At 60.6% G+C, this 20,139-nt stretch carries 20 protein-coding genes and 1 pseudogene; 16 read left to right on the top strand and 5 right to left on the bottom strand.

Annotation, left to right across the window (positions count from 1 at the left end; translation table 11 throughout):
* The first annotated feature begins 14 nt into the window (after positions 1-14).
* Positions 15-2,201, top strand: coding sequence for a Zn(II)/Cd(II)/Pb(II) translocating P-type ATPase ZntA (gene zntA, locus B3X29_RS16115; RefSeq protein ID WP_159340206.1), 2,187 nt, complete (start codon positions 15-17; stop codon positions 2,199-2,201).
* Between the two features lie 81 nt (positions 2,202-2,282).
* Here the strand turns inward: zntA and B3X29_RS16110 are convergent, their stop codons facing one another.
* From B3X29_RS16110 to tusA, 4 genes are all read right to left on the bottom strand, one after another.
* Entirely contained in the window at positions 2,283-3,569 is a 1,287-nt protein-coding gene (locus B3X29_RS16110; protein ID WP_103177370.1) for a TRAP transporter large permease, read from the bottom strand.
* Between the two features lie 10 nt (positions 3,570-3,579).
* Positions 3,580-4,089 (bottom strand): TRAP transporter small permease, encoded by a 510-nt coding sequence (locus tag B3X29_RS16105; RefSeq protein ID WP_103177371.1) that lies wholly within the window; start codon positions 4,087-4,089, stop codon positions 3,580-3,582.
* 12 nt (positions 4,090-4,101) lie between these two features.
* The gene (locus tag B3X29_RS16100; RefSeq protein WP_159340205.1) at positions 4,102-5,073 is read right to left on the bottom strand and encodes a TRAP transporter substrate-binding protein; all 972 of its coding nucleotides are present in this window, start codon (positions 5,071-5,073) and stop codon (positions 4,102-4,104) included.
* A 259-nt stretch (positions 5,074-5,332) separates the two neighbouring features.
* Positions 5,333-5,575 carry a sulfurtransferase TusA gene (tusA, locus tag B3X29_RS16095; protein ID WP_103177373.1) on the bottom strand — a complete coding sequence of 81 codons (243 nt, stop codon included), beginning with the start codon at positions 5,573-5,575 and terminating at the stop codon, positions 5,333-5,335.
* A 315-nt stretch (positions 5,576-5,890) separates the two neighbouring features.
* Between tusA and B3X29_RS16090 the strand changes: the two genes are divergently transcribed.
* Together B3X29_RS16090 and B3X29_RS16085 are read left to right on the top strand one after the other, a co-directional pair.
* Positions 5,891-6,556: a 7-cyano-7-deazaguanine/7-aminomethyl-7-deazaguanine transporter gene (locus tag B3X29_RS16090; protein WP_103177374.1), complete on the top strand. Its 666-nt coding sequence runs from the start codon at positions 5,891-5,893 to the stop codon at positions 6,554-6,556.
* 72 nt (positions 6,557-6,628) lie between these two features.
* Complete coding sequence (locus tag B3X29_RS16085) at positions 6,629-7,186, top strand: DcrB family lipoprotein (protein ID WP_103177375.1); 558 nt, start codon at positions 6,629-6,631, stop codon at positions 7,184-7,186.
* 4 nt (positions 7,187-7,190) lie between these two features.
* Here B3X29_RS16085 and B3X29_RS16080 read toward each other — a convergent pair.
* Positions 7,191-8,430: pseudogene (locus B3X29_RS16080) on the bottom strand (MFS transporter).
* A gap of 108 nt (positions 8,431-8,538) precedes the next feature.
* Between B3X29_RS16080 and B3X29_RS16075 the strand changes: the two are divergent.
* The 13 genes from B3X29_RS16075 to B3X29_RS16015 all read left to right on the top strand — a co-directional run bounded on the left by B3X29_RS16075 (position 8,539) and on the right by B3X29_RS16015 (position 20,139).
* Positions 8,539-9,612 (top strand): AI-2E family transporter, encoded by a 1,074-nt coding sequence (locus B3X29_RS16075; protein ID WP_103177377.1) that lies wholly within the window; start codon positions 8,539-8,541, stop codon positions 9,610-9,612.
* A gap of 98 nt (positions 9,613-9,710) precedes the next feature.
* Positions 9,711-10,775, top strand: coding sequence for a methyltransferase (locus B3X29_RS16070; RefSeq protein WP_159340204.1), 1,065 nt, complete (start codon positions 9,711-9,713; stop codon positions 10,773-10,775).
* Between the two features lie 57 nt (positions 10,776-10,832).
* Complete coding sequence (locus tag B3X29_RS16065; protein ID WP_159340203.1) at positions 10,833-11,555, top strand: beta-ketoacyl synthase chain length factor; 723 nt, start codon at positions 10,833-10,835, stop codon at positions 11,553-11,555.
* Positions 11,552-12,367 (top strand): lysophospholipid acyltransferase family protein, encoded by an 816-nt coding sequence (locus B3X29_RS16060; RefSeq protein WP_231736567.1) that lies wholly within the window; start codon positions 11,552-11,554, stop codon positions 12,365-12,367. The genes B3X29_RS16065 and B3X29_RS16060 overlap by 4 nt, the downstream gene beginning before the upstream one ends.
* The gene (locus B3X29_RS16055; protein ID WP_106995276.1) at positions 12,348-12,605 is read left to right on the top strand and encodes a phosphopantetheine-binding protein; all 258 of its coding nucleotides are present in this window, start codon (positions 12,348-12,350) and stop codon (positions 12,603-12,605) included. The genes B3X29_RS16060 and B3X29_RS16055 overlap by 20 nt, the downstream gene beginning before the upstream one ends.
* Before the next feature lie 12 nt (positions 12,606-12,617).
* Entirely contained in the window at positions 12,618-12,872 is a 255-nt protein-coding gene (locus B3X29_RS16050; RefSeq protein WP_156655328.1) for an acyl carrier protein, read from the top strand.
* A gap of 6 nt (positions 12,873-12,878) precedes the next feature.
* Entirely contained in the window at positions 12,879-13,454 is a 576-nt protein-coding gene (locus tag B3X29_RS16045) for a hypothetical protein (RefSeq protein ID WP_156655329.1), read from the top strand.
* Positions 13,447-14,805, top strand: coding sequence for an AMP-binding protein (locus tag B3X29_RS16040; RefSeq protein WP_159340202.1), 1,359 nt, complete (start codon positions 13,447-13,449; stop codon positions 14,803-14,805). Before B3X29_RS16045 ends, B3X29_RS16040 begins: the two co-directional genes overlap by 8 nt.
* The gene (locus B3X29_RS16035; RefSeq protein ID WP_156655331.1) at positions 14,792-15,145 is read left to right on the top strand and encodes a hydroxymyristoyl-ACP dehydratase; all 354 of its coding nucleotides are present in this window, start codon (positions 14,792-14,794) and stop codon (positions 15,143-15,145) included. Before B3X29_RS16040 ends, B3X29_RS16035 begins: the two co-directional genes overlap by 14 nt.
* On the top strand, positions 15,136-16,827 hold the full coding sequence (locus B3X29_RS16030; RefSeq protein ID WP_159340201.1) for a glycosyltransferase family 2 protein: 1,692 nt from the start codon (positions 15,136-15,138) through the stop codon (positions 16,825-16,827). The genes B3X29_RS16035 and B3X29_RS16030 overlap by 10 nt, the downstream gene beginning before the upstream one ends.
* Positions 16,828-16,830: 3 nt before the next feature.
* Entirely contained in the window at positions 16,831-17,253 is a 423-nt protein-coding gene (locus tag B3X29_RS16025) for an acyl-CoA thioesterase (RefSeq protein ID WP_156655333.1), read from the top strand.
* The gene (locus B3X29_RS16020) at positions 17,250-17,855 is read left to right on the top strand and encodes a LolA family protein (RefSeq protein ID WP_159340200.1); all 606 of its coding nucleotides are present in this window, start codon (positions 17,250-17,252) and stop codon (positions 17,853-17,855) included. Before B3X29_RS16025 ends, B3X29_RS16020 begins: the two co-directional genes overlap by 4 nt.
* Positions 17,824-20,139 carry an MMPL family transporter gene (locus B3X29_RS16015; protein WP_159340199.1) on the top strand — a complete coding sequence of 772 codons (2,316 nt, stop codon included), beginning with the start codon at positions 17,824-17,826 and terminating at the stop codon, positions 20,137-20,139. Before B3X29_RS16020 ends, B3X29_RS16015 begins: the two co-directional genes overlap by 32 nt.

Below are 20,139 nucleotides of genomic sequence, written 5' to 3'. Positions count from 1 at the left end.
TGCCGGAGAGTGCCATGTCGACTCCAGAAACACCGAAAAAAGTGCCGCAGTTCGCGGCGCTTAAACTCGCCCCCCTTCCTGCTAAAGAGGCCTGTTGTAGCGTGGATCACACTCCACCGCAGGCCGAAACCGTGCTGCCTGCCGAGGGCGAGCGTTACAGCTGGGTGGTCAATGGCATGGACTGCGCCGCCTGCGCGCGCAAAGTGGAAAACGCCGTTCGCCAGGTGGCGGGGGTGAACCATGTCCAGGTGCTGTTTGCCACGCAAAAGCTGCTGGTTGATGCCGCAAGCAACGTCAGCGGCCAGGTCGAGGCCGCGGTAGTGAAGGCAGGCTACACGCTGCGCAATGAAAACGCGCCGGTCGAAAAATCCTCCATGCTGCGCGATAACCTCCCGCTCCTCACGCTGATAGTGTTGATGGCCCTGAGCTGGGGTCTGGCGCAGGTTAACCCTCCCCTCGGCAATATCGCCTTTATCGCCACCACGCTGGTCGGGCTCTGGCCGGTGGCCCGTCAGGCGCTGCGTCTGATGAAGAGCGGCAGTTGGTTCGCCATTGAGACGCTGATGAGCGTCGCCGCCATCGGGGCGCTGTTTATCGGTGCCACGGCGGAAGCGGCGATGGTGCTGCTGCTGTTTTTAACCGGCGAACGGCTGGAGGGCTGGGCGGCGAGCCGGGCGCGCAAAGGGGTGAGCGCGCTGATGGCGCTGAAACCGGAAACCGCCACGCAGATAATCAACGGCGAGCGCAAAACGGTGCCCATTGCCGGGCTGCGCCCGGGGGATGTGATCGAAGTCGCCGCTGGTGGACGCCTGCCCGCCGACGGGACGCTGCTTACCGCCGCCGCCAGCTTTGATGAAAGCGCCCTCACCGGCGAGTCCATCCCGGTCGATCGCACCGCGGGCGAAAAGGTGCTAGCGGGAGCCACCAGCGTCGATCGTCTGGTCGAGCTGACGGTCTTGTCGGAGCCGGGCGAGAGCGCCATCGACCGCATCCTGAAGCTGATTGAAGAGGCGGAAGCGCGCCGCGCCCCGGTGGAGCGCTTTATCGACCGCTTCAGCCGCCTCTATACCCCGGTGATTATGCTCATCGCCCTGCTGGTTGCTGTAGTGCCACCGCTGCTGTTCAGCGCGCCCTGGGAGGGCTGGATCTACAAGGGGCTGACCCTGCTGCTGATTGGCTGTCCATGTGCGCTGGTGATCTCGACGCCAGCGGCGATCACCTCCGGGCTGGCAGCCGCAGCGCGACGTGGCGCGTTGATTAAGGGCGGCGCGGCGCTGGAGCAGCTGGCGCAGGTGCAGCGGGTGGCCTTCGATAAAACCGGTACCCTGACGGTCGGCAAACCTCAGGTGACGGGCATTTATCCGCTCGACAGCGGCGAAAACGCCCTGCTGGCGCTGGCGGCGGCGGTAGAGCAGGGTTCCACCCACCCGCTGGCGCAGGCGATTGTGCGTGAAGCAAAAGCTCGCGGGCTGACGATTGCGGCGGCGACCGCGCAGCGGGCGCTAATGGGCTCCGGGATTGAAGCCGAGGTCGCGGGCAGTAAAGTGCTGATTTGCGCCGCGGATAAATTCCCTGCCCCGCACCTGGCGGTGCAAATCACTACCCTGGAGCAGGCCGGACAGACGGTGGTGATGGTGGTTCAGGAGGGCGTGGCCAAGGGACTTATTACGCTGCGCGACACCCTACGGGATGATGCGAAAGAGGCCGTGCAGGCCCTGCATCAGCTGGGGATCAAAGGTGTGATTCTCACCGGGGATAACCCGCGCGCCGCCGCGGCCATTGCCGGCGAACTGGGGCTGGATTTCCGGGCGGGGCTGCTGCCCGCCGATAAAGTGCAGGCGGTGACGGCGCTGAATGACACCGCGCCGCTGGCGATGGTAGGAGACGGTATTAACGACGCCCCGGCAATGAAGGCGGCAACCCTTGGCATTGCAATGGGCAGTGGCACCGATGTGGCGCTGGAGACCGCCGACGCGGCCCTCACCCACAACCGCCTGAGCGGGCTGGCGCAGATGATCAGCCTCGCGCGCGCCACCCGCGCCAATATCCGGCAGAATATTACTATCGCGCTGGGGTTGAAGGGAATTTTCCTGCTGACCACCCTGCTGGGCATGACGGGATTATGGCTGGCGGTGCTGGCGGATACCGGGGCGACGGTGCTGGTGACGGCCAACGCGCTGCGGTTATTGCGCCAGAGGTAAGAAAAAGCCCGGTGGCGGCTGCGCCTTACCGGGCCTACGATTTTCCAGGCCGGGCAAGCGCAGCGCCGCCCGGCCCCATCGTTACTGCATTCCCAACGTGTGCGGCAACCACAGCGATATTGCCGGAATGTAGGTCACCATCCCTAACACTATCAGCAGCATGGCATAGAACGGCAGCATCTCCTTCACTACGGCTTCGATCTTCTGCTTGCTCACCGCGCTGGCGACAAACAGCACCGAGCCTACCGGCGGGGTAATCAGGCCGATCCCGAGGTTAACCATCATGATCATGCCGAAGTGCACCGGATCGATACCCAGGGCGTTGGTCACCGGCAGCAGGACCGGCGTCAGGATCAGGATGATCGGCGCCATGTCCATCAGGGTGCCAATCAGCAGCAGCATGATGTTGAGGTACATCAGAATGACGTACTTGTTATCCGACAGCGACGTAAAGAATGCGGTGATGCGCATCGGCAGCTGCATGTAGGTCATCACCGCGCCAAAGGCCGCGGCAAAGCCAATCAGGATCATCACGATGGTGACCGTTTTGACCGTGCGGCACATCAGCTTCGGCAGCTCGTTCCACTTATAGTCGCGATAGATAAACATGGTGACAAAGAAGGCCCACAGGCAGGCGACCGCCGCAGACTCCGTTGCGGTAAAGATACCCGACAGGATCCCGCCGAGAATAATCACCACCGTCATCAGGCCCCACAGCGCATCCAGCATGGTTTTTAACGCCTGCTTGAACGGAATGCGCTCCCCTTTCGGGTAGCCGCGCTTGCGCGCGAAGCATAAACAGAGCGCCATCAGCCCCATGCCCAGCAGCAGACCCGGCAGTACGCCCGCGATAAACAGCGTGGCGATAGAGACCGTGCCGCCTGCCGCCAGGGAGTAGATCACCGAGTTGTGGCTCGGCGGGATCAGAATCGCCTGCACCGAGCCGCTGGCGGTGACCGCCGCCGCATATTCGCGCGGATAGCCCTTCTTCTCCATCTCCGGGATCATCACGGTCCCGATGGAGGCGGTATCCGCCACCGAGGAGCCGGAAATAGCGCCGAAAAAGGTCGAAGCGACGATATTCACCAGCGACAGCCCGCCGCGAATAAAGCCGACAAAGATATAGGCGAAGTTAACCAGCCGCCGGGCAATGCCCCCTTCCGCCATGATCGCCCCCGCGAGGATAAAGAACGGGATCGCCAGCAGGGTAAATTTGTTCACCCCGCTGGTGATTTGGATCATTAATGCTTCCAGCGGCAGATCAATCCACAGCGCGCCAGCCACGGCGCTTAAGCCGACGGCAAAGGCCACCGGCATCCCCAGCGCCAGCAGAATGGCGAGGGTGAATAACAAAACAAAGGCATCCATTGTTCACCCCTTAACTGTGGTTGCCGATCAGCACGACCGGGCGACTTTCCTGAGAGCCAAACAGCAGGCGCTCAAGCACAAACAGGATCAAAATCGCCGACCCCACCGGCAGCGGCAGATAACTTTCGCCGGAGGTCAGGATCGGAAACTCCGCGACCGGCTGGTCCCAGAGTTCAATGCACAGCAGGTAGCTGTACCAGAACATGATGCCGGAGATGACCAGCATCAGCAGATCCACCACCCGTGCGCAGACCGTTTTCAGTGAGTCTGGCAATCTGTCTGTGAGCATGTTCACCGCAATATGTGAGCCGGCGCGGTAGCTCACCGCCGCGCCGATAAAGGTGAACGTCACCATGCAGATAATGGCAATCGGCTCCGGCCACGACTCACCGCGGTTGAGTACGTAGCGCGAAAAGATGCCAATCGGGATAACGATGGTCATCACCAGCAGCGACAGCCCGGCAATGGCCATCGCCAGCAGGTAGAGACGGTCCATCCATTTCAGATAGAGTTCGGACATAAATACTCCGGCTTACTTAACGTCAGCGATGGCTTTCATCAGATCCTGATGTTTTTCACCATACTGGGCGCGCACCGGCTCGGTCGCTTTGACGAACACCGCCTTATCGATGTCATGGAACTGCACGCCGCCCGCCTTCATCTTCGCCAGCGCTTCGTCGTTGTAGGCCTGCCACAGCTTACGCTGCTCCATCTGCGCTTCACGGGCCAGGGTCTTAATTTTTTCCTGCTCGTCGGCGCTCAGCTTGTCCCACTTCATTTTGGAGTAGAGCAGCATTTCCGGAGTGATAAAGTGGCCGCTCAGGGTGTAGTTTTTGGCCACCGGCATGTAGTTGTGGGCGATATAGGTCGGTGGGTTATTCTCAGCGCCGTCGATAACGCCGGTCTGCATGCCGCTGTAGACTTCACTTACCCCCATCGCCACCGAGTTGGCGCCCATATCTTTCAACGTCGCCAGCGCCACCGGGCTGCCCTGAACGCGGATTTTCTTACCTTTCAAATCTTCCGGTTTAACAATCGGATCTTTGGTGATCAGGTTACGGGTGCCGGAGTCCATCCAGCCGAGGAAGACCAGCTTCGATTTCGGGTTCGCCGTCAGTTTTTCGCCGATCTGCTTACCGATGTCGCCGTCGATCACTTTGTGCATATGGTCTTCATCGCGGAATACATACGGCAGGGTAAAGACTTCGATATCCGGCAGGATGGCCGCAACCGGCGCCATGGAGACGCGGATCATATCGATGGCGCCCATCTGCGCCTGCTCAATCATCTGCTTTTCATCACCCAGTACGCCGCCAGGGAAGACTTTGATCTCCAGCTTGCCGTCGGTTTGTTGTTTAAGTTTTTCACCCATATGCTCCACCGCCACCACGTTCGGGTAGCCTTCAGGATGCACATCAGCAGCTTTAATGGTTTGAGCAGAGACAGAGGCAGCAAAAGCAGACAGACACAGAGCGGCCAGCAACGGCTTGATGGTCGTTTTCATTGAGTCAACTCCAGGGTATGAGGTAAGCGTTGGAACGGCGTTTTAGTTTTCAGCTTCAAAACTAGCCTAAGGCCTGGAAAACGAGGGTGAAGCGCCTCACAAAAAAGCGCTAAAATTTGAAACAATGGTTCAAATTGGTGATGGAGTTCAAACGAATGGCCTTTCAGGCCCGTGCAGGAGGGCGTGCCGGAGGGCGGCTACGCCTTACCCGGCCTACGCGTAGGCCCGTGCAAGCGCAGCGCCGCCGGGCAAAATGGCATTAGCCTTTGCGGATCAGATAGCGATAGGGCAGCGAGGCGGTTTCCTGTGCCAGCAGCTCATGTTCCATAAAGGTACAAAAGCCGGGAATATCGCGGGTGGTGGCCGGATCGTCGGCAATAATTAATAGCGTCTCGCCGGTTTGCATCGTGCGCACGGTTTTGCGCACCATCATCACCGGTTCCGGGCAGCGCAGGCCCTGGGCGTCAAGAGTATGGTCTGGGCTGGAAAACAGATCGGTCATCGTCGTCTCGTTCAGATAAAAAACGGCAGTAGTTTACGCCCCAGACCGGGCAAAGCAAACCAGGTTAACGATTGCGTAAAAATTAGCCGTTGCAAAGCACAATGAAAGCAGTATGATGCGGCCGGTTTTCAGAATCTGTTCCAACAGGCGTTATTGTTGAAGCCAGTCTGGAGACGGACAGCGCGCAAAAACCGGAGCGTACATAGAGTACGTGAGGATTTTGAGCACTGCCCGGATTCAGAATGGCGAATAAAATAGCCTGATGGCCAGATTCATATTGGGTTCCCTCACCCCAACTTATAAAAAGGTCACAATATGACGCAGTTCTCTCAATCGCAGCGCGTAAAAGCGTTGTTCTGGCTTTCGCTTTTCCATCTGCTGGTGATTACCTCCAGTAACTACCTGGTACAGCTGCCGATCTCCATTTTTGGTTTTCATACCACCTGGGGCGCGTTCAGTTTCCCGTTTATCTTCCTTGCGACCGATCTTACCGTCCGTATCTTTGGCGCACCGCTCGCCCGACGCATTATTTTTGCCGTCATGCTTCCGGCGCTGTTTGTGTCGTACGGGATCTCCTCGCTGTTCTATATGGGAAGCTGGCAGGGCTTTGAGGCGCTGACGCACTTTAACCTTTTTGTCGCCCGTATCGCCGCCGCCAGCTTTATGGCCTATGCGCTTGGGCAGATCCTCGACGTGCATGTCTTTAACCGCCTGCGCCAGAACCATCTCTGGTGGATGGCGCCGACCGCCTCCACGCTGTTTGGCAACGTCAGCGATACGCTGGCCTTTTTCTTTATCGCCTTCTGGCGCAGCCCGGATGCGTTTATGGCCGAACACTGGATGGAAATTGCCCTCGTGGATTACGCCTTCAAGGTGCTTATCAGCCTGGTCTTCTTCCTGCCGATGTACGGCGTACTGCTGAATATGTTGCTGAAAAGATTCGAGGATAAATCTGAAATTTCAGCATTACGGGCAGGTTAAAGGTTCCCCTGAACAGTTGTGATAAGATGGATTGATGCGCCGTTATGGCCGTTTATCGAAAGGAAGAATGTAATGCGCAATCTGGTTAAATATGTCGGGATTGGCCTGCTGGTGATGGGGCTTGCCGCTTGTGATAACAGCGACACGAAAGCACCTGCTCAGGCTGCGTCTGCGGAAAGCAACGCCACGGGTCAGCCGGTCAGCCTGATGGATGGCAAACTCAGTTTCTCACTGCCCGCGGATATGACCGATCAGAGCGGCAAGCTGGGTACGCAGGCGAACAATATGCACGTCTATTCCGATGCCACCGGGCAGAAAGCGGTGATTGTGATCGTCGGCGACGACACCAGTGAAGACCTGGGCGTGCTGGCGAAACGTCTGGAAGATCAGCAGCGCAGCCGCGACCCGCAGCTGCAGGTGGTCACCAACAAAGCCATCGATCTGAAAGGCCACACCCTGCAACAGCTGGACAGCATTATCTCTGCCAAAGGCCAGACCGCTTACTCATCCGTGGTGCTGGGTAAAGTGGACAACAAGCTGCTGACCCTGCAGATCACGCTGCCTGCTGACGACCAGCAGAAAGCGCAAACTGCCGCAGAGAACATCATCAATACCCTGGTGATTCAGTAAGTCATCACGATGAAATGGCCTCCTCCGGAGGCCATTTTTTTAGCCGCCACGTCAGCAGTAACGCCACCGCCACCAACCCCGCCGCCGCCAGATAGATAACCGGTACCCCGGCCCACGCCATCACCAGCCCGGCCAGCGGCCCGGTCACCCCCAGCGACATATCCATAAACACCGTATAGGTCGCCAGCGCCGCCCCCTGGTTCTGCTGCGGTACCGCTTTGACCGCCACCACCCCCAGCGCCGGGAAGACCAGCGAGAAGCCTGCCCCCGCAAGGAACACCCCGATCCGCGCCATCCACGGCGCCTCAGCGATGCCGGTCAGCAGCAGGCCGAGGATCTCAACGCTAAAGCAGATCATCGCCACGTTCAGTCCGCCCAGCCGGTTGATGCCGTTGGGGAACAGCAGGCGGGTGCCGACGAAGGCGCAGCTAAAGAGCGTCAGCGCGAAGGCCGCGCCGTCCCAGCCTTTATCGGCGTAAAACAGCGTAATGAAAGTGGCGATAACCCCAAAACCTGCCGAACCGAGCGCCAGCGCCATGCCGTAGGGCCAGACGCGCCCCAGCACCGTGCGAAACGGCATCGGCTTGCCTTTGCTGGCCTTCACTTTCGGACGTGGCAGGGCGAAGAGGATCGCCAGCAACGCCACCCCCATAATGGTCAACGCCAGCCCGCTCAGGCCGGTGTAGCGATAGCAGAGCACGCCAAGGGGCGCGCCCATCGCCATTGCGCCATAGGTGACGATGCCGTTCCAGGAGATCACCCGCCCGATGTGCGAAGCTCCCACTACCCCCACGCCCCACAGCGTTGAGCCCGTTCCGGCAAGGCTTTGTCCGATGCCTAAGATCACCCGGCCAAAACAGAGCAGCGCCAGGCTGACCACCGGCCAGGCGCTGGTCAGCCCGGCCAGGAAATAGCTCACCCCGCTCAGGAAGCAGCCGCACAGCCCCAGCACCACAATGCTCTTGGGCCCGAACAGATCGGCATAGCGCCCGGCATAGGGGCGGCTTAACAGGGTGGCGAAGTATTGCAGGCTGATGACCAGCCCCGCCCAGAAGGCGCTAAAGCCCATAATGTCATGCACATAGCCCGGCAGGACGGCAAGCGGCAGGCCGATGGTCAGGTAGCTGGCAAAGTTGAAAATCACGACGGAAACAATACGCAGGTTGAGGCGCAATCCACTCAGTGCCGGTTCGGCGGCAGGTTCGGGCATCAGGTTCACCAGAATTTTTACAACAGTGTTTCACTATTACCACGCCAGGGAGAGAAATGCAGCAGCGACTTTAAGATTAACGGCGTCAGCCGAAGCGCTGCGGGCGCACTACACTTAGGAGCATCTTATAAGAGGAATAATCATGATAATCACGCCGCCCGATAAAACGGGTCTTCCACCCGCTGATAAAGCGGGTCTCCATATTTTAATGAAGCTGGCCTGTCTGGTGGTGATCCTGGCAGGCATTCACGCCGCAGCAGATATTCTCGTTCAGCTATTGCTGGCGCTCTTTTTCGCCATCGTCCTTAACCCCCTCGTCACCTGGTTTTTGCGCCGGGGGGTAAGCCGCCCTGTTGCCATCACCATTGTGGTGGTGGTAATGCTGATTGGACTGACGGCGCTGTTTGGGGTGCTGGCGGCCTCGCTCAATGAATTTGCCGCCATGCTGCCGAAATACAACAAAGAGCTGACGCGCAAGATTGTCGATCTGCAGCAAATGTTCCCGTTCCTCAACCTGCACATCTCCCCGGAGCGGATGCTGAGACGGATGGACTCGGAAAAGGTGATGACCTTTGCCACCGCGCTGATGACTCAGCTTTCCGGGGCGATGGCCAGCATTTTGCTGCTGGTGATGACCGTGGTCTTTATGCTGTTTGAAGTGCGCCACGTGCCGTACAAGATGCGTTTTGCCCTCAATAATCCGCAGATCCATATCGCCGGTTTACACCGCGCCCTGAAGGGCGTGTCGCACTACCTGGCGCTGAAAACGCTGCTGAGTTTGTGGACCGGGGCCATTGTCTGGCTGGGGCTGACGCTGCTGGGGGTGCAGTTTGCCCTGATGTGGGGCGTGCTGGCCTTCCTGCTGAACTATGTGCCTAATATCGGCGCGGTGATCTCCGCCGTACCGCCGATGATCCAGGCGTTCCTGTTCAACGGTTTTTACGAATGCATGATGGTGGGGGCGCTATTCCTTATCGTCCACATGGTGCTGGGCAATATCGTTGAGCCGCGAATGATGGGCCACCGGCTGGGAATGTCCACTCTGGTGGTCTTCCTGTCGTTATTGATCTGGGGCTGGTTGCTCGGCCCGGTGGGGATGTTACTTTCCGTGCCGCTCACCAGCGTCTGTAAGATCTGGATGGAGACCACCCGGGGCGGCAGCAAACTGGCGATCCTGCTTGGGCCAGGCAGACCAAAAAGCAGGCTGCCGGGATAGCGTCTCCCCTTTTAGCGCGCGCGGTGCGGTAAACTTATACGTCGGGTCAGCAATGGCCCGACGTTCTCTGTTCTAACCGGCGAAAGGTGACGTAATTCATGTACGAGAAGGACACGCTCAGCGCGCTTGAGGCCATCACCGAAGCGCAACGCATCGCGTTTGCCCCCATGCTGTTTCAGACCGCGCGCTGTCTGCGTCATTTCGGGGTGCTCGCCTTGCTGGACAAACAGGGCCAGCACGGCGCGACGCTTGACGAGATCGTCGCTAACTGCACGCTCAGTGAGTATGGCGCGGGCGTGCTGCTGGATATGGGATTAAGCGGACGGATCGTGACCCGCAGCGACGGACGTTATTATCTGGCTAAAATCGGCCACTACCTGCTGCATGACAGCATGACCCGGGTCAACATGGATTTCACCCAGGACGTATGCTACCAGGGACTGTTTCACCTTGCCGATTCTCTGCAAGGGGAAAAGCCGGCGGGACTGACGGTCTTTGGCGACTGGCCAACCATCTATCCGGCCCTCTCTGCCCTGCCCGAGCAGGCACAGCGGAGCTGGTTTGCTTTCGATCACTTCTATTCCGACGGCGCATTCGACGCCGCCCTGCCCCTTATATTCGCAAGCAGGCCGACAAAATTGTACGATGTCGGCGGCAATACGGGTAAATGGGCGCTACGCTGCTGTAGATACGATGAAAATGTCGCCGTTACGCTGCTCGATTTGCCGCAGCAAATTGCACTGGCCCAGGAAAATATCGCAAAAGCAGGATTATCTCATCGTATTGAGTTCCATCCTGTCGATATGCTTAGCGACGCTGAACTGCCGGATGACGCGGATGTCTGGTGGATGAGCCAGTTTCTGGACTGCTTCTCTCCCGATCAGATTGTGACCCTGCTAAGCAACGTGGCGAAGGTGATGAAGCCGGGTGCCCGCCTGTGCATTCTGGAGCTGTTCTGGGATGCGCAGCGATTCGAAGCGGCCGCCTTCAGCCTGAACGCCACCTCGCTCTATTTCACCTGTATGGCGAACGGCAACAGCCGTTTTTACAGCGCAGAAAAATTTTATCACTATCTGGAAAAAGCAGGATTCCGGGTAGAAGAGCGGCATGACAATCTCGGGGTGGGCCACACCTTATTGATTTGCCAGAAATATGAACAGTAACGCCGCCTGAGTGACAGGGGCGTGACCGGATGACGGGTTTATCGCGGACGCGCGCAGATGAAATTTGCACTTAACATTCTCGACTGGCAAGCCAGAGCGCCAGGCCTTTGCGATGCCAGTCAGTGGCAGGCATGGTCACAGGGCTCGCACGCCATCGATCCCGCCGCGCCGCAGGCAAAACTGTCCGAACTGCCGATGATGACCGCCCGCCGCCTCAGCTCTGGCAGCAAGCTGGCGGTGGAGTGCGGAATGGCGATGGTGCGCAAGCACGCCATTGACGCCGTGGTCTACACCAGCCGTCACGGTGAGCTGGAGCGAAACTACCGCCTTCTGCATGCGCTGGCGACCGGACAGGATCTCTCCCCCACCGATTTCGCCATGTCGGTGCACAACTCCGCGGTGGGGAATCTCACCATCGCCGCGCGTCAGCCGATCGTCTCGTCGTCCCTCTCCGCCGGAATGGATACCTTCCAGCAGGGTCTCATTGAGGTGCTGAGCCTGCTGCATGCCGGGTATAAGCGGCTGTTAATGGTCGATTTCGACGGCACCCTGCCCGATTTTTACCGCCCCGCGCTGCCGGAACAGATGCCAGGCTGGCCCTATGCTCTGGCGCTGGTCATTGAAGCCGGCAACAGCCTGCGCTGTGAAACCCGCGCCGCCCGTTATCCGGACGAACTCCCGCTGCCGCAGAGCCTGCTGTTCCTGCGCCACTACCTGCGCGACGATGCGCAGTTTGACGTGCCCGGCGAGCGCCTGCTGTGGCAGTGGACGCGGGCATGAGAGCGATTAAGGCGGCGTGTGGCCGCGGCTGGCGATTGGTGATGACCGGCCTGTGCTTCGTGCTGTTTGGCGTGGGCGGACTGCTGCTGTCGCTGGTGTGGTTCAATCTGTTGAACCTGGTGCAGCGCGATCGCGCCCGTCGCCGTCGCCTCGCCCGCCGCAGCATCGCCGCCAGCTTCCGCACCTTTTTAACCGTGGCGCGCGCCCTGGGCGTGCTCGATTACCGTTTCGATAACCTTGAGGTCCTGCGCCAGGAGCGCGGCTGCCTGGTGGTGGCGAATCATCCGACGCTTATCGACTACGTGCTTATCGCCTCGGTGATGCCGGAAACCGACTGTCTGGTGAAAGGCGCTCTGCTGCGGAACCCCTTTCTCAGCGGTGCGATCCGGGCTGCGGATTACCTGATCAACAGCGAAGCCGATACGCTCTTAAGCGCCTGTCAGCAGCGGCTGGGCCAGGGCGACACCCTGCTGATTTTCCCGGAAGGGACGCGTACGCAGGTGGGAAAAGCCATGACGTTGCAGCGCGGGGCGGCGAATATTGCCGTGCGGTGCGCCAGCGATCTGCGGGTGGTACTTATCCACTGCAGTGAGCATCTGCTCGATAAACAGAGCCAGTGGTATGACATACCGCCAGACAAGCCCTTTTTTACGGTTGATGTCCGTGAGCGGGTGAATATTGATGATTTTTACGATGCGGCAGTCCACGAGCCCGCGCTGGCGGCCCGACAGCTCAACCGGCACCTGCAGCATCGCTTAACATCCGGTCTCAAATCTTTGTCAGGAATGAATGATGCAAGCGCTCTACCTTGAAATTAAAAATCTAATTATTACCACCCTCAATCTGGACGAATTGACCGCAGAGGATATCGATACGGATGCCGCGCTGTTTGGCGATGGGTTGGGCCTTGACTCAATCGATGCCCTTGAGCTGGGCCTGGCGGTAAAAAACCAGTACGGCGTGGTGCTGTCTGCGGAAAGCGAAGAGATGCGCCAGCACTTCTACTCCGTTGCCACGCTGGCCTCTTTCATCACTGCCCAACGCGCCTGAGACTGAACTGAAATGACGACTGAACACAAATCCGTTTACCAGGAAGTGACTTCCCTTCTGATCACCCTGTTTGAAGTCGCCCCCGAGGATATAACGCCGCAGGCGCGACTGTATGAGGATCTGGAGCTGGACAGCATCGACGCCGTCGACATGGTGGTTCACCTGCAGAAGCGAACCGGCGCCCGTATCAAGCCGGACACCTTCAAGTCGGTGCGTACCGTGCAGGACGTGGTGGATGCGGTAGAAAAACTGCTGGGCGAAGCGTAACGCATCATGCGTGGCGGAAAGTCATTTCCGGTCATCCCGCTGCTGACGGGATTAATGCTGCTCGGCTGGCCCTTCCTGGTGGGCTTTGGGCTGGCGCACAACAGGCTGCACTGGCTGCTGCCGCTGATGGCCGTCCTGCTGCTGTGCCGTTTTAACCAGGCGCGGCGCAACGCCGGGCCGCTGCGCTATGTGATCCAGAGCGTGGCCCTGGTGGGCATCCTCCTCTGTGCGGCAAGCTATCTGCTGAACGCGCACCACTGGCTGCTGCTCTATCCGGTGGTGGTGAACCTGGCCATGCTGGCGGTGTTTGGCGGCTCGCTCTGGACGACGATGCCAATAGTGGAGCGGCTGGCGCGCCTGCGCGACCCCCATCTTCCCCCTGCTGGTGTGCGCTACACCCGCGTCGTGACGCGGGTATGGTGCGGCTTTTTCATTTTTAACGGCAGCGTGGCGCTGTTCACCGTGTTGCATGGGGATATGCGGCTCTGGACGCTGTGGAACGGCATGATCGCCTACATCCTGATGGGAACGTTAATGGCAAGCGAGTGGCTGGTACGTCAGCGGATGATGAAAGATGCATAACCCCCTGCCGCTGAGCCAGTGGCTGAACGCTCCCCGTCCGGACGACACCCCTGTCGCCTGGTCCGGCGATTATCGCTGGACGCTCGGGGAGTTACGCCACGACGTCATCACCCTGACGGCCTCTTTACAACAGCAGGAAGGTGAGCGCTGGGCGCTCTGCTTCGAGGACTGCTATCTGTTTATCGTCGCCCTGCTGGCAACGCTGCATGCGGGCAAAACGCCGGTGCTGCCCGGACACAGCCGGGAATCGCTGCTGGAAGAGCAACAGGCGCTGTTCAGCGGCGTGCTGAGCGACAGGACGCTGAACATCCGCGGCCCGCTGCAGGTGATCGGCTCTGCCCGCCGCCGTGCCGCCGCCTTTACGCCGCTGCCGGACATCGGGAATACCCGCGCTATCGAGCTGTTCACCTCCGGCTCGACCGGAAAGCCTGAGCGTATTATCAAGACCATCGCCCAGCTCGATGGCGAAGCCCGCCTGCTGGCAGCCCGCTTTGGTGCGCGGCTGCACGGTTGCGCTGTCGTCTCCTCGGTGGTGCCGCAGCATCTCTACGGCCTGACGTTTCGCATTGTGCTGCCGATGGCGCTGGGGATGGCGCTGCACACGGCGATGCTCACCCATGCCGAGCAGCTGGCGGCGCTCGATCCCACACAGCGCTACCTGTTTATTAGCAGCCCGGCATTTCTGAAGCGGCTCGATCCTGCCCTCACCCCGCCGCCCGTCGCGGTGTTAGTTTCGGCCGGGGGTGTACTGGCGTGGCCGTCGGTCTGCGATACCCACCGCTGGCTGGGATGCTGGCCGGATGAAATTTACGGCAGCAGCGAAACCGGGGTTCTCGCCTGGCGCTATCGCCAGGCAGAGGCAAACCTCTGGCAGCCCTTCCCTGGCGTCACCTTTCACCGCGATAATGAGGCCCTGCGCGTCACCTCGCCGCTTACGGATGCGGACGGCGTGCTGCTCGACGATATTCTGCACTTCGCGGATAACGGTCAGTTCAGCCTCGTCGGCCGCCGGGGCCGGGTGGTGAAAATCGAAGAGAAGCGCATTTCGCTCAATGAGATCGAACAGCGTCTGCTGGCGCTGGAGGGCATCTACGAAGCGGCGGCGCTGCCTGTCACCCGCGGTGGGCGGCAGGGGATTGGCGTCCTGCTGGTTCTGAGCGACACCGCGCGTCAGCAGCTGCACCAGCGCGGCAGTAAAGCGCAGATCCTCGCCTGGCGACGCGCCCTGCGCCCCTGGCTCGAACCGGTCGCGGTACCCCGCTACTGGCGCATTCTTGATGAAATGCCGGTGAACAGTATGAACAAGCGTGTCTATGCGCAGCTACAGGAGTTATTTGATGAACATCCCTGAGATCGGGCGCCACCAGGCACAGCCTCAGCACCTTGAGATCGTCCTGCATCTCGATCCGGCGCTGTTCTGGTTCCAGGGCCATTTTGCCGTGCAGCCGCTGCTGCCGGGAGTTGCCCAGGTGGACTGGGTGATGCACTACGCCACCACGCTGCTGGCGCCGGAATACCGTTTTCACACTATTCAGCACGTGAAGTTTCAGGCGCCGCTGCTGCCGGAGGCCACCGTGACGCTGGTTCTCGACTGGAACGCGGCGCGCCAGATGCTCACCTTTAGCTATCTGCGGCACGACGGCGAGCTGCGCCACACCGCCAGCAGCGGGAAGATTCGCTTATGCCGTTAACCTTCCGCCCCTGCATCCTCATCCCCTGCTATAACCACGGGGCGATGATGGCAAGCGTGCTGGCCCGCCTGGCGCCGTTTCAGCTGCCGGTGATTGTGGTGGACGACGGCAGCGACGCCAGCACCCGTCAGGCACTGGATCGCCTGGCCGCCGACAATGCGCAGGTAACGCTGGTGCGGCTGACCCACAACAGCGGCAAGGGCGCGGCGGTGATCCGCGGGCTGAAGGTCTGCGCCGGAGCCGGTTTTAGCCATGCGGTACAGGTGGACGCCGACGGCCAGCACGCGCTGGAGGACATTCCCCGGCTGCTGGCGCTGGCCGAACGCCACCCGACAGCGCTTATCTCCGGCCAGCCGCTCTTTGATGATTCGATCCCCCGCTCGCGGCTGTATGGCCGCTGGGTCACTCACGTCTGGGTCTGGATCGAAACGCTCTCATTGCAGCTCAAAGACAGCATGTGCGGCTTTCGGGTCTACCCGGTGGAGGCCACGCTCCAGCTGGCAAACCGCGTCTCCCTCGGTAAGCGAATGGATTTTGACACCGAAGTGATGGTGCGCCTCTACTGGCAGGGCAATACCAGCTATTTTCTGCCCACCCGGGTGACCTACCCTGAGAATGGCCTCTCCCATTTCGATGCCCTGAACGATAACCTGCGCATCTCCTGGATGCATACCCGGCTGTTCCTCGGCATGCTACCGCGTATCCCTTCCCTGCTGTTACGCCCTCGCCGCCAGCACTGGGCGCAGCAGCAGGAGGTCAAAGGTCTCTACGGCATGCGCCTGATGCTGCGGGTCTGGCAGCTGCTTGGCCGCCGGGCGTTTACCCTCCTGCTCTGGCCGGTGATTACCGTCTACTGGCTGACCGCCCGTCCGGCGCGGCAGGCCTCCCGGCAGTGGATCGCCCGGGTCAGTGAGACGCTGGCGAGACGCCAGCAGCCAAAACCTGCGCGCCTGAACAGCTTTTTCCACTTCCTGCGCTTCGGCAACGCCATGCTGGATAAGGTCGCCAGCTGGCAGGGCGAACTCAAACTGGACCGGGACGTGCTATTTGCGCCCGGCGCACGGGAAAGACTCGATCTGACGTCGCCGCAGGGCAAACTGCTGCTGGCCTCCCATCTGGGTGACGTTGAAGCGTGCCGCGCCCTGGCCCAGCTTAAAGGGGGCAAAACCATCAACGCGCTGGTGTTCAGCGATAACGCCCAGCGTTTCAAACAGATTATGCAGGAGATGGCACCCCAGGCCGGGCTGAACCTGATACCGGTGACCGATATTGGCCCGGAAACGGCCATCCTGCTGAAAGAGAAGATCGATCGCGGGGAATGGGTGGCGATCGTTGGAGATCGGATCGCCGTCGATCCGCAGCGCGGCGGAAACTGGCGCGTGGTATGGAGCGATTTTATGGGCCAGCCCGCGCCGTTCCCCGAGGGGCCCTTTGTCCTCGCCTCGCTGATGCGCTGCCCGGTGGTGCTGATCTTCGCCCTGCGCCAGCAGCAGAAGCTGCATATCCACTGCGAAGACTTTGCCGATCCGCTGCTGTTACCGCGCAGCGAGCGCCAGCAGGCGTTACAGCAGACCGTCGACCGTTATGCCCAACGGCTGGAGCACTTTGCGCTGCAGGCTCCGCTCGACTGGTTTAATTTTTTCGATTTCTGGCGTCTGCCGGATGCCCACGAGAAGGAGTAAAGGGTGCTGACCGATCCGCGCTTTACCACTGAAGTAGAGCTGACCGTACCGTTTCACGACGTCGATATGATGGGCGTGGTCTGGCACGGCAACTATTTTCGCTACTTTGAGATCGCCCGCGAGGCGCTGCTCAACCAGTTCGATTATGGCTATCGCCAGATGAAAGCCTCTGGCTATCTCTGGCCGGTGGTGGATACCCGGGTGAAGTACCGCGATGTCCTCACCTTTGAGCAGCGCATCCGCGTCCGGGCCCATATCGAAGAGTTCGAGAACCGCCTGCGCATCGCCTACCAGATTTTTGACGCCACCAGCGGCAAGCGGACCACCACCGGCTACACCATTCAGGTGGCGGTGGAGGAGCAGAGCCGCGAGCTCTGTTTTGTTAGCCCGCCAGTGCTGTTTGAGCGCATGGGAGTGACGCCATGAAGTGGTTACCCCTGCTTGCCCTGCTGGTCAGCCCCTGGGTCAGCGCCGTGACGCTGGATGAATTACAGCAGCGCTTTACCGAACAGCCGGTGGTGCGTGCCCACTTTGAGCAGCTCCGCACCATTAAAGATCTGCCCCAGCCCCTGCGTTCGAACGGCGAAATGCTGATCGCCCGGGATAACGGCCTGCTGTGGGAGCAAAAAGCGCCCTTCCCGATGACCCTGCTGCTGGACGACAACCGGATGGTACAGACCATTAACGGCCAGCCGCCGCAGATCATCACCGCCGATAATAACCCGCAGATGTTCCAGTTCAACCACCTGCTGCGCGCCCTGTTCCAGGCGGATCGCAAGGTGCTGGAGGAGAACTTCCGTATCGACTTTAAGGATCTCGGCAATGGCCGCTGGTCGCTGGTGTTGACCCCGATCACTACGCCGCTGGACAAGATTTTCACCTCACTCGATCTGGGCGGTGAGACCTATCTGGAGTCCATTGTGCTGAACGACAGGCAGGGCGACCGCACCGATATTACCCTTTCCCGCCACCAGCTCACGCCCGCCAGCCTGACCGATGACGAACGCCAACGCTTTGCCGCCCCGTAATGGCCGCCGCCCGGCGCTGATATGGGGAATAATCTGCCTGGCACTGCTGGCGGTACTGCTGACGCTGTTACCCGGGGCGCGGCTGAACAGCAGCGTGCTGGCGATGCTGCCCAAACAGAGCCTGGGCGCCATTCCCCCCGCCCTGAACGACGGTTTTATCCAGCGACTTGACCGCCAGCTGGTGTGGCTGGTCAGCCCCGGTAACGCGCCCGATCCGCAGGTGGCGCAGCAGTGGCTGAGCCTGTTGCAGACATCCGGTTCCCTGCACGCGGTAAAAGGGCCGATGGACGCCGCCGGGCAAAAAGCCTGGGGCGACTTCTTCTGGCAGCATCGTAACGGCCTGATCGACCCTGCCACCCGTGCGCGGCTGCAAAACGGCGGCGAGGCGCAGGCCCAGTGGATTTTGTCCCAGCTTTACTCCGCTTTCTCTGGCGTCAGCGGCAAAGAGCTGCAAAACGACCCGCTGATGCTGATGCGCGGCTCGCAGCTTTCCCTTGCCCAAAACAGCCAGAAACTGCGGCTGATGGACGGCTGGCTGGTAACGAAAGATGAGGCGGGCAATTACTGGTATCTGCTGCACGGCGAGCTGGCCGGTTCGTCGTTCGATATGCAGCAGACCCACCGGCTGGTGACCACGCTTCACGATCTCGAAGGCCAGTTGAAAACGCGTTATCCCCGGGCGCAGCTGCTGTCGCGCGGGACGGTGTTTTACAGTGACTACGCCAGCCAGCAGGCGAAACGGGACGTCTCCACGCTGGGCGTTGCTACCCTCCTGGGCGTGATAGGGCTGATTGTGGCGGTGTTCCGCTCCCTGCGCCCGCTCCTGCTGTGCCTGCTCTCTATCGCTATCGGCGCACTGGCGGGCACGGTGGCGACCCTGCTGCTGTTTGGCGAACTGCATCTGATGACCCTGGTGATGAGTATGGGCATCATCGGCATCTCGGCGGATTACACGCTTTATTACCTGACCGAGCGAATGGTGCACGGCAGGGAACAGTCGCCGTGGCAAAGCCTGGCAAAAGTGCGCAATGCCCTGCTGCTGGCGTTGTTCACCACCGTGGCGGCCTATTTCATCATGATGCTGGCACCCTTCCCGGGTATCCGCCAGATGGCGGTCTTTGCCGCCGCGGGCCTGAGCGGTGCCTGTCTGACGGTGATCTTCTGGCATCCGTGGCTGTGTCGCGGCTTACCGGTGCGCCCGGTGCCGATGAAAACCCTGATGCTGCGCTGGCTGGCGGCCTGGCGCGATAAACGCCTGTCGGTGGGCCTGCCGGTGGCGCTGGCGGTTATCGCCCTTGCGGGGATCGCGACGCTGCGGGTGGACGATGATATCGCCCAGCTTCAGGCCCTGCCGCAGGCGATTCTCGCCCAGGAGAAAGCCATTACCGCCCTGACCGGCCAGCGGGTCGATCAAAAATGGTTCGTGGTCCATGGCGACTCGGCCCAGCAGACCCTGGAGCGGCTGGAGGCGTTTACCCCGGCGCTGGGTCAGGCGCAGCAGGCGGGCGAGCTGACCGCCTGGCGTAGCCTGCCGCTGAACTCGCTGGCGCAACAGGCGCGCGATCTGGCCCTGCTGCACAAGGCGGCGCCGGCGGTGACCGGGGTGCTGCAAAGCGCAGGGCTGACCACCGTGTCGCCGGATCTGCGTCCAATGCCGGTGGGGGTTGATGCCTGGCTTGCCAGTCCGGCCAGTGAAGGGTGGCGTCTGCTGTGGCTCACGCTGCCCGGCGGCGAGAGCGGCGTGCTGGTGCCGGTGGATGGGGTGAAAAACAGCCCGGCGCTGGGCAAACTGGCGGAGCAATATCCCGGCGTGGTATGGGTCGATCGCAAGGCCCGTTTTGACAGCCTGTTTGCCCTCTACCGCACCCTGCTGACCGGCCTGCTGGCGGTGGCGCTGGCAACAATCGCCTGTGGCGCGATGCTACGCCTCGGCTGGCGCAAGGGATTGATCACCCTGGTGCCCTCCCTGCTGTCGCTGGGCTGTGGCCTGGCCGCGCTGGCGGCTACGGGCCATCCGGTTAACCTGTTTTCACTCCTGGCGCTGGTGCTGGTCCTCGGCATCGGGATCAACTACACGCTATTCTTCAACAACCCGCGCGGCACGCCGTTAACCTCCCTGCTCGCCATCACCCTGTCGATGATGACCACCCTGCTGACCCTCGGCATGCTGGTCTTCAGCACCACCCAGGCCATCGGCAGCTTCGGGATTGTGCTGGTCAGCGGCATTTTCACCGCCTTTCTGCTGGCTCCGCTGGCGATGCCGGACAAAAATGAGAGACCATGA

This window comes from Leclercia sp. UBA5076 (genome assembly GCF_002416465.1).
Classification (GTDB): Bacteria; Pseudomonadota; Gammaproteobacteria; order Enterobacterales; family Enterobacteriaceae; genus Enterobacter.
This window is presented reverse-complemented; position numbering and strand designations above follow the sequence as displayed.